The 14,068-nt window shown below is 36.1% G+C and carries 11 protein-coding genes and 2 pseudogenes; 1 reads left to right on the forward strand and 12 read right to left on the reverse strand.

The window, feature by feature from the left end; genetic code table 11:
• Positions 1-20: 20 nt before the first annotated feature.
• The 6 genes and pseudogenes from IEY40_RS08995 to IEY40_RS09020 all read right to left on the reverse strand — a co-directional run.
• Positions 21-1,643: a tetratricopeptide repeat protein gene (locus IEY40_RS08995; protein WP_188955379.1), complete on the reverse strand. Its 1,623-nt coding sequence runs from the start codon at positions 1,641-1,643 to the stop codon at positions 21-23.
• Positions 1,644-1,672: 29 nt separating this feature from the next.
• On the reverse strand, positions 1,673-2,485 hold the full coding sequence (locus tag IEY40_RS09000; protein ID WP_188955381.1) for a sulfotransferase family 2 domain-containing protein: 813 nt from the start codon (positions 2,483-2,485) through the stop codon (positions 1,673-1,675).
• A 139-nt stretch (positions 2,486-2,624) separates the two neighbouring features.
• Entirely contained in the window at positions 2,625-2,801 is a 177-nt protein-coding gene (locus IEY40_RS09005) for a hypothetical protein (RefSeq protein WP_188955383.1), read from the reverse strand.
• Positions 2,802-2,962: 161 nt separating this feature from the next.
• A complete protein-coding gene (locus tag IEY40_RS09010; protein ID WP_188955385.1) occupies positions 2,963-4,129 on the reverse strand; it encodes a nucleotide sugar dehydrogenase in 1,167 nt (388 codons plus the stop codon).
• 62 nt (positions 4,130-4,191) lie between these two features.
• Positions 4,192-4,986, reverse strand: coding sequence for a sulfotransferase family 2 domain-containing protein (locus IEY40_RS09015; RefSeq protein WP_229777062.1), 795 nt, complete (start codon positions 4,984-4,986; stop codon positions 4,192-4,194).
• A gap of 136 nt (positions 4,987-5,122) precedes the next feature.
• Positions 5,123-5,958 (reverse strand): annotated as a pseudogene (locus IEY40_RS09020) (nucleotide sugar dehydrogenase); the annotation flags it as partial.
• A 425-nt stretch (positions 5,959-6,383) separates the two neighbouring features.
• On the opposite strand from IEY40_RS09020, the pseudogene IEY40_RS09025 reads away from it, so the two are divergent.
• A pseudogene (locus tag IEY40_RS09025) lies at positions 6,384-7,493 on the forward strand (ISAs1 family transposase).
• On the opposite strand, the gene IEY40_RS09030 reads toward IEY40_RS09025, so the two are convergent.
• The 6 genes from IEY40_RS09030 to IEY40_RS09055 form a co-directional block, all read right to left on the reverse strand.
• The gene (locus IEY40_RS09030; protein ID WP_188955386.1) at positions 7,461-7,808 is read right to left on the reverse strand and encodes a sulfotransferase family protein; all 348 of its coding nucleotides are present in this window, start codon (positions 7,806-7,808) and stop codon (positions 7,461-7,463) included. The pseudogene IEY40_RS09025 and the gene IEY40_RS09030 sit on opposite strands and share 33 nt — an antisense overlap.
• 163 nt (positions 7,809-7,971) lie before the next feature.
• Positions 7,972-8,706 carry a glycosyltransferase family 2 protein gene (locus tag IEY40_RS09035; protein WP_188955388.1) on the reverse strand — a complete coding sequence of 245 codons (735 nt, stop codon included), beginning with the start codon at positions 8,704-8,706 and terminating at the stop codon, positions 7,972-7,974.
• 12 nt (positions 8,707-8,718) lie between these two features.
• Complete coding sequence (locus IEY40_RS09040) at positions 8,719-10,056, reverse strand: capsular biosynthesis protein (RefSeq protein ID WP_229777063.1); 1,338 nt, start codon at positions 10,054-10,056, stop codon at positions 8,719-8,721.
• Positions 10,057-10,305: 249 nt separating this feature from the next.
• On the reverse strand, positions 10,306-10,704 hold the full coding sequence (locus IEY40_RS09045) for an HAD hydrolase family protein (RefSeq protein WP_188955392.1): 399 nt from the start codon (positions 10,702-10,704) through the stop codon (positions 10,306-10,308).
• 10 nt (positions 10,705-10,714) lie between these two features.
• Entirely contained in the window at positions 10,715-13,324 is a 2,610-nt protein-coding gene (locus IEY40_RS09050) for a WcbI family polysaccharide biosynthesis putative acetyltransferase (protein WP_188955395.1), read from the reverse strand.
• Entirely contained in the window at positions 13,317-14,051 is a 735-nt protein-coding gene (locus tag IEY40_RS09055) for a sulfotransferase family 2 domain-containing protein (RefSeq protein WP_188955397.1), read from the reverse strand. Before IEY40_RS09055 ends, IEY40_RS09050 begins: the two co-directional genes overlap by 8 nt.
• Positions 14,052-14,068 lie beyond the last annotated feature (17 nt).

Below are 14,068 nucleotides of genomic sequence, written 5' to 3' on the forward strand. Positions count from 1 at the left end.
GTAATTCCCTTTATTAAATATTAATTCAAACACTCTTGTATTAACGTATCTAACTGACCATTATTATGGAAAACTTGGAAAATATCGTGTTCCGATACTCCTGGTAATTTTTTATCTATAACACAAGGAAAACCAATAACATGTTCAGCGCTGCGCTTATCTAATGGATGCTCTTCTCCATAGTATGCCTCAATAGGTATAGCGTAATGTCCCTTTTTTATCACGTTAGCTAAATCTAAAATTGATTCATGATAAATTTGTTGACGCTTAATCGCGATTTTTGCACGAAGATCATGCTTCATAAACTCTGCAGTAATATTAAATGGTGCGCCAAAAGTACAAATTTTATCAGCGCCCAAAGCATAACCATATCTAACGGCAGCATATCCTCCAGCTGAAGTACCAATTACAATAAGCTTTTTGCCATTTAATTTATTATACATTTTTTTCAAATATATAACGGTTTCATCAAAGTCAGTTGCTACCGACTGAATACCTTGATTAAAAAAAAGGCGATTAACATCACGTAAATAAACCGTCGTTAAGTTTAACTTAGCAAAGGCAACATCTAATAACGTAATAGGTATTGCAGTCGCTTGGGCAAGGCCTGTAAATACAAATATAACGGTATCACTCACTACAGGACTGATAATCACATCTGAGTCATCATCATTAATAATATCTCTTTGTAGGCTAGTATCACGTAAGTTAAATTTTATAATAAGCTTATTTACACTATCATCTATAGGAAATTGCGAATAAAATCGTATAAAACATTTTGTTGCTAGCTTTCTAAATTTTGGATGTTCAATAAAATTAACGGCCCAATGATATAACCGTGATTTAAAACAATCACTAATAGGTAGCAGTAATGCTTTATTTAACACACTTGGCGTAACTTTATCATTTAAGTCGCCCTCATAAATAGATTCAATATACTTGGCAGCTTGGGGTAACCCGACACCGTCTATTAATAGATTTAACTTATTTAATTGCCAATGGATTTTCGCTACATCACTCAATTGAATAGCCAAAATTCCTTCACAAAGAGATAATGCTTCAGAGTATTTTGTAAGCTGGACATATACATCATATTGCACTTGTGCATAATTTAAACGTGCAGCTAGAGACAGCTTTTCAGTTAACTTATTTTTATTCGCATCACTCAAGACCTCTTGAGCATTAAGGGGGGCATTATTGCTAAGATATAAATTTGCTAATGTTAAAGGCCACCGTACATTGTCAGGATCAAATTTAATTAAGCTAGTTAAGATAATAACAAGTTGATCAAACTGTTTAGTCAATGAGTAAAACCTAAACTTAGACCGCAACTTTATCAACTCGTCACAATTTGATGCAAGGATAAATGCTAAATACTTCTCTGCAAAATCGACGTTATTGAACTCGCAATACAAATCATTTAAACTCACTGCAGCCCAAATTTTATCAGAAAACTGTTGATGTATTTCCTCATAGGTGTCAATAGCACTTTGAGTATCACCCCTTAGCTTAAACGAACTCGCCTTTAACAATAATAGTTGATAATTATTAGGTTTAATAGCCAAATACCTATCTAATAGTTTATCAAAATCACTAAAGTTACGTTCTGCCAACAAATATTTAGCATGTTCAATTTCGTTCATATCTGCCACTATTTTTAATACCTCACACTTTAATCAAACAATAATGAAAATCTATCTTTTATGCCATTTAAAAAATCGTCAAAATCTATACATGGTTTAATAATTGTTTCAGGATATAACTGATGGGCTTGCTTTAAAATCTCTACTTCTAACCAACAATTTTCATCAATAAGTTTTTTGAACGTCGCTTGATTACATCCCATCTTTATATTAATAGGTATGCTAGATACATTTTCTATAATAGGCTTTAATACTGGAACTAGGCTCAACTGCGTTAAATGTGATAACAACAAACTCATATCGCAATAATAAATTACATCTAATCTCGATAACGCCTTATTAATAGTCGTCCTACATAATAATTCATTATCTCTAAAAAAAACTCTATCGATTAATAATTTACTAATAGGATCAGGATAATCTGCAATCAATTGACTGTATGTGGTATTTATTTTTCTTGACGACAAAAACGCTAAATGTTCAATAAATGTTTTATTTTCATAACCTTGTAAATGGGGTATATTACTGGATTTTAACGCCCTCGTAATATTATAAGTAAATAACGAAAAAAAACGTTCGTAAGGATTGCGTAATACAGTAAAGATAAAATTTCGTTGCAGTAGTGCCATTTCTTTAAATGACACATGGCCGGATACAAATTGTCTATTCGACAGTTCAAAAAAATCAGGGCTATCAATGACAACATCGAGTGTACGGTCTGTTTGTTTTTGATAAACAACACCAGTAAAATGTTTTGGGGAAAGCTCAAATTGCTTGTATAACATTTTATTGAGCGATGATCCGGCACACTTAGGAATATGGATATGACCCATTTTTTTCATGTGGTTTTACCTGATTTTTTACAGCGTTGAATGTGAAAATAGTTTTTACAGTTTTAAATTAACAGCGAGGTTAGCAATAATTTAACCCTAAAAAAACGCCGAAACTTTAACATTTCAGCGTTTTATCAAAACATACCGACTAAATATTACCAATAGCAGTTGTAATGGCTTCTAGTTGGTTAAGAGGAATATCAAGCTCTACTGCTGGTAATGGTTCGCCATCTGCATCTAACCGCATAAACAACACACGTGCAACACCATTGTGTATGGCGATAGATTTGATCCCATCAACCACGTAAGCTGGAGTCATATTCATATTAAAGGCCTTCTTGTTGAATGTTATTTTCTAGCATCTCAATTTAGGATTAATCATAAACAAAATACTAAATAATATCACTTAATATTACAAAAAAGACATTCATTCAGCCTTAACTAACCAATTAGCCTAATCTGTGCCAGTTAACATAATAAGATAAATTAGTCGCTGCCAAACAAATCACGGGTATACACTTTATCAACGACATCAACAATGTTGTCATCAATGCGGTTTGCGACAATCACATCGGCCATTGCTTTAAACTCATTGAGGTCTTTAATCACCTTAGAATGAAAAAACTCAGACTCTGACATGACAGGTTCATAAATGACCACCTCAACCCCTTTAGCTTTAATGCGCTTCATAATGCCTTGAATGGCTGATGCCCTAAAGTTATCCGACCCAGTTTTCATCACTAAACGATAAATCCCTACAACCTTAGGATTGCGACGCAATATAGAGTCAGCAATAAAGTCTTTGCGGGTGCGGTTAGCATCAACAATCGCGCCGATAATGCTATTAGGCACATCAGCATAATTGGCGCGTAATTGCTTAGTGTCTTTAGGTAGGCAGTAACCACCATAGCCAAAAGACGGATTGTTATAATGGCCACCAATGCGCGGGTCTAAACTTACCCCTTCAATAATCTGTTTACTGTTTAAGTTATGGCTTTCTGCGTAGCTGTCTAGCTCATTAAAGTAGGCAACACGCATGGCAAGGTAGGTATTTGAAAACAACTTTACGGCTTCAGCCTCTGTTGAGTCAGTAAACAGCACTTCAATATCTTGCTTTTTTGCCCCCTGTACAAGTAAATTAGCAAACTGCTTAGCACGCTCAGAACGCTCACCCACGATAATACGCGACGGATACAAGTTATCGTGTAGCGCCTTGCCTTCACGTAAAAACTCAGGCGAAAAGATGATATTGTCAGTGTTAAACTTCTCACGTACACTTTTAGTGTAGCCCACAGGCACAGTAGACTTGATCACCATCACCGCATTAGGGTTAATGGCTATAACATCTTTAATCACCGCCTCAACAGAGCTGGTATTAAAATAGTTAGTTTGTGCGTCATAATCTGTTGGTGTGGCAATAATCACAAAATCAGCCCCTTGATAAGCTAACTGCTTATCTAAGGTGGCGGTTAAGTTAAGCGGAACGTGTTGTAAATAATGCGCGATATCCACATCCACAATAGGGGACTGTCTATTGTTAATTAACTCAACTTTATGGACGAGCACGTCAACGGCCACAACAGTGTTATGTTGGGCAAATAACACAGCATTAGACAGACCAACATAACCGGTACCGGCGATAGCAATTTTCATTTAAATACCAAAATAAAATACTGAAAAAATAAAAAGCTCAATAGTGGCTTGTGAGTTAACACCTAACGGAACAATAAATCAGCAGCATCACACTTGTCTGAATATAACTTGATGTCATCGGCATACAAACGCTGTACCAGTGCAATTAGCTCATCATTATACATCGCTTGGTGGCTCGGACATTGCCCTTGGCGCTTTAGGGTGGCGATATCAAACGCGGCAGTGGTAGCAAAACATCTGTCGTTTAACATATCAAACTTATCGGTACCATGGCCGGTTAAGCTGCGAGCGTCTACCACATCAAAATTGATTTTTTGTTTTAAAGTCGTTATGGCATTATCAAAATGCTCTAAAGCAAAATAGTCGTCATATTGGCTATACAATAAAAAATCGCTTTGGGGTTTCCAATGAATATTAAACCCTTTCATAGGGGGAACCGCCAATGACTTAACAAATTGCTCAAAGGTTAAATCATCTAACTCAACGCTACGATTAAGTTGATTACGATATAACCATGCCTCGGGCTCTTTTGAAACAAACTTATCCAAATATACACTTGCCAAACGCCTAAATGGGCAACGCAATACAACAAAAGCATAGTCTGCAGTTATTGCATCACGCAGCCCTGGGGTGAAAGTCCCGTTATTAGCATGGATCCAGTGCCCATCTGAGATATCGCTAATACAGCCATTGGCCATTGCCACAGACAAGCGTAAGGTACTGCAACCATTTTTTGGTATAAAGCTATACACAACGTTACTGCCATACATATGCATTGCATGGCGCATCGCAAACTGATGCTGACCATTTTGGTTAAGATTATTTAAATTTTTATCTGAAAAGTTAAATTTTTTCACAAGTTCTCTTATTATACATTTATATTATTTGATTATTTGATTATTTGATTATTTGAAAGAGTATAAAATACCTGAAAAGCTAAAGTAAATCTTAACCAATCAGCCTAATCAGTGCCAGTTAACATAACAAGATAAGTTAATCGCTACCAAATAAATCGCGGGTGTATACTTTTCCAACCACATCACTAATGCTGTCATCTATGCGGTTGGCTACAATCACATCTGCAATCGCTTTAAACTGGTTAAGGTCTTTAATCACTTTAGAGAGAAAAAATTCAGTATCTGTCATTACAGGCTCATAAATCACCACCTCGATGCCCTTAGCCTTTATGCGCTTCATAATGCCTTGAATAGCAGATGCCCTAAAGTTATCCGACCCCGTCTTCATTACTAGACGATAAATGCCAACAACTTTAGGATTACGGCGCAATATAGACTCTGCAATAAAGTCTTTACGGGTACGGTTAGCATCGACTATAGCACCGATAATGCTATTAGGCACATCAGCATAATTGGCGCGTAATTGCTTAGTGTCTTTAGGTAGACAGTAACCACCATAGCCAAAAGATGGATTCTTATAATGCCCACCAATACGAGGGTCTAAACTCACCCCTTCAATAATCTGTTTGCTGTTTAAGCCATGACTTTCGGCGTAACTGTCTAGCTCGTTAAAGTAAGCGACACGCATAGCAAGGTAAGTATTAGAAAACAGCTTAACTGCTTCAGCTTCTGTAGAGTCCGTAAACAGCACTTCGATATTTTTTTTGCCCCTTGCACTAATAAATCAGCAAATTGCTTGGCGCGTTCACTGCGCTCACCCACAATAATGCGTGAGGGATATAGGTTATCGTGCAGCGCCTTACCCTCACGTAAAAACTCGGCCGAAAAGATGATATTGTTGGTATAAAACTTCTCACGTACACTTTTGGTGTAACCCACAGGCACGGTCGATTTAATCACCATCACCGCATTAGAAAGGCCAACATAACCGGTACCGGCAATTGCAATTGCAATTTAAATACCAAAATAAAATACAAAAATAGAAAGTTAAATAAAGACTTGGGCGTTAACGGTTAACTAAACAATAAGTCAGCAGCATTCCACTTATTAGAATACAATTAGATCTACTCCTTCACTTCTCTGTGTTCTCTGTGTTCTCTGTGTTATCTGTGGTGATAACAATGCTTTATTTACTTGTTTATAAGCTACAAAACCAAATATGTTATTATTTGGTGGTGGCTAGCTTGGCCTGGTAGGTCTTCACTTTATTATTAATTACCTTACCATGAGGGCAGGGTGAGATCGTGAACGTTTTTTGAACTGCTGATATTGACACACAATCTGTTTGACGCATTGGCTTAGCTGTGATCTTATACTCTCTTTTAGGAGAGTAAATTATGTACCTTGAGGCCTTCACAACTTTTTTCAGCGAGCTTACCGACACTCGTCAATCAGCTAAAATCACTTATCCTCTCGAAGATATTTTATTTGTTACTCTCTGTGGTGTTATCGCATGAGCCGAGGGCTGGAGCGAGATTCGTGATTACGCTGACAGTCATCTTGATTGGTTTCAACAGCATGGATATTTAAGTGATGGTGTCCCTGTCGATGACACCATCGCGAGGACCATCTCACGCATTGACCCCGAGCAATTTAGGCTGTGTTTCATAAAGCGGATGCAAGCCGTGCATGAAATAACGCAAGATCAACTTATCGCGATAGACAGCAAGACATTAAGAGGCTCCTATCAACGTGGAAACCGACAATCAAAAATTCATATGGTGAATGCGTTTGCATGTAAAAACAAACTCGTTCTTGGGCAAGTCAAGACCTCTGAAAAGTCCAATGAAATCACTGCAATCCCAGAGCTAATAAAGCTTCTGGATATTGAAGGTGCTTTGGTTTCGATTGATGCCATGGGCCGCCAAGTTAACATTGCAGAGCACATTGTCGATTACTTATTTACGCTAAAAAGTAATCAGGGCAATCTACATAAAGCTGTAGAAACAGCATTTTCTGAGACACGTAAAGCTCCGCTTGGCGGCGTAAGCTTTGAGCTACAACATGGTCGTATCGAAGCGCGAGTTTACCATGTCTTAAGTGCCAAACAGTTTAAAGAAGAATTCTCACAATGGCCTCAATTACAAACACTTGGCATGAGTATGAGCTTTCGTCAGCAAAAAGGAAAAGCGCCTGAGCTCATGTATCGTTACCATATCAGTTCCGCTGAACTGACAGAGCAGCAACTCGCTGAAGCGGTGCGTGCACATTGGGCTGTAGAAAATAGCCTGCATTGGGTGTTAGATGTCTGTATGGCTGAAGATGCTTGCCAAATTTATCAAGACCATGGTGCTGAAAATTGGACTATGTTACGCCAAGCTGCATTGAATATGCTTAGAAGCGAACCTTCAAAGGGAAGCATACCAGCTAAACAAAAACGAGCCTGGATGAAAACAGCATACTTAGAAGCGGTATTAAATGCTGGATTCAGTGATGTGGCTAATTAATGAACACTCATGCGGTTGCCCTGCCCAATATGCTGTTTGTTTATTTCGCATCGTTACATAAGCATTTAAAAAGTTAGGTGTGCTTTGTAATTGGCACTCATCATTAAATTGCCAATTTGTAGCAGACTGTTCTAGCTGTTCATCATGCAGTTTTACAGCACCTAAATCTTCATAGTGACCTTTTGGGTTACTAATCGCACCTGGCATTAGGTTTTGCCCTAGCGGCAACCCTGCATTATAAAGGTAGTTAGCGGTTGCTGAGGTAACACTACGGTTAAAACCTGTACAAACAAGCACTTTATTATCAATAATCACAAAAAACCTATTGCTGTTTTAAGCTACTTTATTTTTGTAAATAAAAATAACTTTAAAATCAAGCGCTTATGTAAATCATAGATTAAATGAAGCTCTAATGGGATCTTTCATAAGACCCATTTGTTAGTGGGCGATAGCTTCAGGAAAGTCGGCTTAGTAAAACTTAGTTTGGCGAATTACACACTAAAAAATCATCATATTCATCAGGAGTGCCACAAAAGATAACCTCATTATTTTCTATAAGATTATAATGTAGTTCTTTCCCCTGAGTTATAAGGTAATTGTAAAGTGGTGCCACATAAAGCTCACCCTTTTCCCATTGTTCTCGTGGTAAAGATATATAATAATTGTAAGCGGTAAAATAATCCTGAATATTCGCAAAGTGATATAACCCAGTGCAACATAAATCAGATATTGGATTTTTTTCAGTCGTTAAATCAATAACCGTGCTGTTCTCATTAACAGGTCGCACGTAGGACCAATTAGCCCCTTCACCGTTAAATACTTCTAAATAGCCATCGCCTAGACTCTCAAGATCCGGATACGTAAAATCAGGTCTAAAGGTGTCAATATTAAAAATAGTGATAGGATCGGTACTATTCTGGTAATTAGCTAAACCTAAAGAAACTGTCTCTGCTTGACCTCGTGTTTCTTCTGTTAAAGTTACAATGTCGTAATCTAATATATTCAGCGCTTTTATCCGCTGTAGAACAAATTCATAGGTACCGTAAACATCTCTGATTATAAAAATAAACTTTTCACTAGCAAAATATTTAGAAAAACTCTCTACTGAATGATCAAATAAACTTTTACCGTAAGCCTCAAGCATATATTTTGGTTGCGTATAACCTGCTTTAAAAAAACGGGAACTTAGTCCAGCCATTGGAATAACAATCATTTTGGTGTCCTATTATAATTCTTTTAGTTTTTTATGGAGGCGAAAGGCGTTAGCAAATAGCGCATCTTGGCGTATTGTGTCGTCACAGTGTAAAGGTAGCATCGATAAAAAAAGCTGTATTTGCATGGCAATAACTTGCTTTTTTGAAATTGCAAACTCTTGCTCAATAAGCTGAATAAAAAATTCTTGGATATTTTGCTGCTTATTATTCGTGTCAATACTAAGCTCAATATCAGTATTTTTTAAATCGACTGTATAATAGCCAGCAATTATCCAATCATATAAGCCAATAATTGAATGAGCTAATTTTGCAATGTCGTAATAGACATGCCCATAAATTGAAAGTTCATTGTCGGTTGTTAAACCACGGGGATCGATGGTTTTAATACGATTAGCGCGAAAGTCATATAAAATATTACTAAAACAAAAATCACCATGTAGTACAGAGCTACTATGATTATCGCTAGGTAAATTATTAATCGATAAGCTCAAAACATCCTTTAGGGAAGCTTTTACACCAGCATATATCCAAACTTGATCTTGGTCATAGCCACGACTATTACAAAACTCAGTTAGTCGCTGGTCCGTTTTCGTACCAAAAAGCTCTGGCAAGGCATTAATAGCCGCCTCTATGGGTGCTTTTTCTTGACTACATGCTTTTAAAAAACCAACACATTCAGTCAGTATGCGTTTCCATACTTTTTGTGGTAGCTCAGAAAAAACATACAACTCATTAAGTGCCGTATTATGTAAATACTCTAAGCGGTAACTTGTGCGCCCTTCGTGATTACGCTCACCTAAATATTGCGGTATATAATTACGTAACGAAAAAGGTAACGTTGCAAACCAATTAGACTCAGCTGCAATTTTTATATCTTTACTGCTCGATTTCTCAATCCAATTAGGAGTGATTTTTAAATCATTGAACGCACGCTGAGTAGTAAAGTTAGCCTTTGATGAGTAATAAGTATTAACGTGACCAAAATCTAGCCAATCTTTAGCCAAGTACCCTGCAAAGTCTGTCTGGGTTTTATAATAGTTTAGACCAGTTAAAAAGTTCCAGTTCGACTTTGTAATTGCTCTTAAAAGCTCTCTAGGCTGGGAGAATTTAAAATAACCATTAATAATTTGGCTGCCATTAATATCAAGTTGACCTTGTGCTAACTGTAACCAATCATTGTCATTTTCGGTTGCAACTGCCCAGTGGTAGTTTTCTTCTACTGTTGAAAGTGAAGCAAAATTATCGCCCTGTGGCAGCTTTTTAAAAAGCGTATCGCCAAATAGCACATGTAATGGCTCATTAAATGTGTGCTCAGACAAATTAAGCGCTGTAATTAAAGATTCACCCAATGTGAGGTTGTCTGCCAAGGGCAGTACTTCAACTTCATTCGCTTTTAGTAACTCTAAATCAGTACGAGACACTTTATAACTTTCGGGTACAGTGAGGTATATACTCACACCTTTAGGCGCAAGTTTTAATTGGTGTAAAAACAGCCTTCTATTTCCTAGAGGCAAAAAACTAGGTGGTATACGTCCAAATTCAGATTGCAGTTCTTGCCCAATGTACGCACCCGACATTATTAAAAACATAGTTATTACCTAAAGTTCATTACCACTATCGTTGTGTGCATTTTCTTTTGCAAGCAATTGCATAATTTCATCATAACTCATTGATGCAAATTCAGAAGGTCTGATTGATTTATCATCAATATAAAAACCATCAAAGCCACACCAAGGTTTACCCACTATAATTTCATCGTAAGGCACTTCATGCTTCTCTAACCATTCAACAATGGTGGGCAAGGTATGAACATTTATCTTACCTACATTTCCTTCATAAGTACGCATATTTCTAGCCGTTGCAATGACAATTGAAAAACCATCATTTTGATATTGTTGTAACTTTTTTATCACATCAAAATTAGGGGTTACATTTAGGTAATCACTTGTATCACCTAAAGTTATAGTACCATCTAAGTCTACTACTAATTTTTTCATATAAATCAACTCACTTTTTTAAACAGTCTTCAGTTAAGGCTTCAATGAATAATTTATCTACTTTGCTATCACGATGAGATGAATCTGTCTCAATAGCTTCTAAGATAGTTTTCTGGGGTAGCCTTGGATTGTAGAATCCAGTAGCGATGATTGCCGATGTCAAAGTGTCTATTGATAACGAATATAAATAATATGCCAACTCATTATGTGGTCGAATAACAATTTTTTCAGTTTTAACATGATTATAAAAAATAGAATACTTACTCATTATGCCGGGAGTTCCGAAAGCTAAAGTATCGCCAACAGTCATGCCCTTAAAAAAATGCAATCTGGAAGGAGCGTCTACAAATAGCTCACTACTTTCAATATCCAGCATATCAGATAGCTTTGATAGGTCATTTATCTCTATTTTGCGATCTGGGCGAGCTCTTAGAACAAAGTCATAATCTTCTTCCTTCCCATTATGTTCGAGCATTTCATAGCATCTTGCTATTTTATAGTACATTTTTTCTTGGTTACTTAATAACTCTACGGTTATATCATCTTCAATGTCTAAGAAAACTTCGTTCGCTCCTTTAAATGCACTATTTATATAATCCTTATCGATACTGTTATTATCTTGTAAGGCAGTTAATAAAGTTGGGTACATTAAGCAAAAGTCATTCCACGTTACATTTCCACTAGATAAAACACTTTTAAAGCATTTTAAGAAACTTCCTTCGAAAACTCTGTCGGCTGCCACCAATGGATAAGGTAGCCTTGAACCGACACTACTCCAGGTACTTATATAGACATCAAAGTCAAAAAATGGAGCCAATGCATCATTAATGCTCTGAAATGTCTGCTTATACCCTCTTAATTGACCAGAGATACATACAGCTAACTTAGGTTTCACTTCATTTAATCTAGCTTTCACCTTAGTAGAAGGAAAACGTCTATTGGTGCTAAGCAATCTTCTCGCTAAATACTTGTCTTCAAGCTTAATAGATTCATTCAACTCAATTGAGTTAATTATTTCATTTCTAAATTTGCTTTTACTTACGATTAGATCAAACAAAAATATATTTTTATTTTCTAAAAATAAAATCAACATATCAGTTTGAAAATCAACCCCAAAAAAATCAAATAACTTAATTAGAATCGATAGATAATTTTCATCATTTTCTCCAACTTTAAATTCAACCAAACATATAAAATCTAAATAATAGCCTTTCAAGTCCTCATAACACAAAAAGGCATTAAACATTATCACGCATTGATTTAAGTTATTGATATCGCAATACTTTCTAACATTATTTCTAAATTCATTAAATTTACTTTTATTATCAACCGAAATTATTTTTAATCGATTAATTGTGATCTGGTACTGAGATATGCAACTAATTATTTTTTGTAAATTTTCATCACATTTCTGTTTGAAAACGTCTGGATTATAAAAAAAAGCATCACAAATTGCGGCATTGACGAATGGGTATCTCACTATGTGAGTATTTGAGGCGACTAAACTTATGAGCCGACTCCATTTATTATCCTGAACGAGTAACTTTATTAAAAGAGTAAAGAATCTAGCCTTAATTCTTTCATCTACAGAGGAAAACAATATTATATACTCGAGATCTGTATAATCTAACTTTATAGACGAGCTAAGAATATAATCTTCACTTAGTTTAATAGCTAATTCTTCAGTTAAATCGCTCTCTCCATATAAAATAGAATCAATTTCAAATCTTACACTCTTTTCATCTAGGGTAGCAGGTAGGCTCTTTAAATCAAAACCATGATTCAAATCGTAGAATCGATAAAACTCTTCGACTAAAAAATCAATTTTATATTCCTTTTTCCCTTTGTATTTATATGGTCCTATTGAAGATAGCTCTCCCATGCCTTGGTAAATATTTTCTCCTATAAGATCTTTATACAAAGGTATAACTGAAATTATTAAGCTATCTAGAGGTTCCTCTCTATTTGGTACTTTTATGCTAGTTAATGGCAAGCCTAATTTAGCTATAATATTTTTTGTATATTCAGATAGCAGCTCTAAAGTAGGATGATTAAATGTGAAAAAAAGCTTTTTTTCTTTATAAATTCTTTTTATATAAGATACAATGTTTACATCAGAATTTTTTTCGCGTCTAACTAACTCATTTAATGAAGCCCTATCTGCATCCATGTAAATTTTGGAGTAATAAGTTTGGCTTTTTAGCTTTTGTATTACTGAATCTATAGACTTTTTATTCCTCCAGCCATGAAAAATTATTGAATTATGGTAGTCGCCCATCGGCCCATGAAGCGTCCCCCCAGTTGGAATCCGCAAATATCTCCAGTCAGGGAAATAGCCATTAAAAAATAAATTAATAACTTTAATAACTTTGTTACCGTACTGATTCGATAATTTGTCACTTCGTACGAACTCACAAGGATAGTTATCACTAACTAATTGCGCGATTATGTAATCAGCTTCTTCAAAAAAAGGCTTATACTCAGCTTCTTGCTCGGAATTAAGTAAATGGACAATCGCTACTTTTGTAACTTCTATTTCTTCACTCATTGCCTCAAGCAAGGTTGCTATTGGCCTTGCTTGGCAGTTACCAACAACAACAACTTTTTTTTTATTAGCCATTGTTTAAGTTTTCCCAGATAATCAAGTCAATCTCATTAGCCACTAATAACTTGCTAAAAACCTCATCGCCCAGCTGATCTTTAATTTCACTTAGCTTTTCATCTAAGGTTTTCTTAACACCGCGAGAAACGTTTTTTTCTACTGGTTTTAGCTTAATATCTTCAAACCCTTGAGCTTTTAACAAAGCCTCTAAGAGCTCTAGTGATTCCGAGTACTTTTCTACCAACCCGACAAAAGGTAAGGCTTGTATCGCCATTTTAGCCCTGATTGCTTCATCGCCATGATTCTCACCGAACATTGTTGCTAAACGGTGCACATGAAAATCACGACACTGCCTGTCGGCCTTAATAGACAAACGGGTTTCAATATAACCGGCTAATGTAGTATTGCGTGCTAAAGTTGGACCAAAGCCATCACCACCTTGTTTGCGTTCAAACGAATATGCTGATGCCATTCGGTCTATTGGATGTCGATAAAAAATGACAGGTACTATGTTTATGCCTTCAATCACAGGTACTGGAAATATCGCGGTGTGAGAAGAAAAGCACTTAGCCTGTGGATTATCGATAATCCATTGTTTTAGTTCTTCTCTATTTTTAGCTGGTTGTGCTGGGAACTCTTTCGTTACCCATTCGCCTTTTTCTTCGCTAAAGTTTTCTTTAAACGCTGCATCTAGCGATGTGCCCGCATTTTTAAAAAGGTGGTAATGTAAAATCACTGTTTTCATATTGTTATCCTTTGCGC

It is taken from the genome of Shewanella ulleungensis (assembly GCF_014648315.1).
In the GTDB taxonomy this organism is placed as follows: domain Bacteria; phylum Pseudomonadota; class Gammaproteobacteria; order Enterobacterales; family Shewanellaceae; genus Shewanella; species Shewanella ulleungensis.

Bases quoted from the DNA above. Each gene is read 5' to 3' on its own strand.
- IEY40_RS08995 (WP_188955379.1), bottom strand. From the start codon at position 1,643: ATGAACGAAATTGAACATGCTAAATATTTGTTGGCAGAACGTAACTTT.
- IEY40_RS09000 (WP_188955381.1), bottom strand. From the start codon at position 2,485: ATGAAAAAAATGGGTCATATCCATATTCCTAAGTGTGCCGGATCATCG.
- IEY40_RS09005 (WP_188955383.1), bottom strand. From the start codon at position 2,801: ATGAATATGACTCCAGCTTACGTGGTTGATGGGATCAAATCTATCGCC.
- IEY40_RS09010 (WP_188955385.1), bottom strand. From the start codon at position 4,129: ATGAAAATTGCTATCGCCGGTACCGGTTATGTTGGTCTGTCTAATGCT.
- IEY40_RS09035 (WP_188955388.1), bottom strand. From the start codon at position 8,706: ATGATTGTTATTCCAATGGCTGGACTAAGTTCCCGTTTTTTTAAAGCA.
- IEY40_RS09045 (WP_188955392.1), bottom strand. From the start codon at position 10,704: ATGAAAAAATTAGTAGTAGACTTAGATGGTACTATAACTTTAGGTGAT.
- IEY40_RS09050 (WP_188955395.1), bottom strand. From the start codon at position 13,324: ATGGCTAATAAAAAAAAAGTTGTTGTTGTTGGTAACTGCCAAGCAAGG.
- IEY40_RS09055 (WP_188955397.1), bottom strand. From the start codon at position 14,051: ATGAAAACAGTGATTTTACATTACCACCTTTTTAAAAATGCGGGCACA.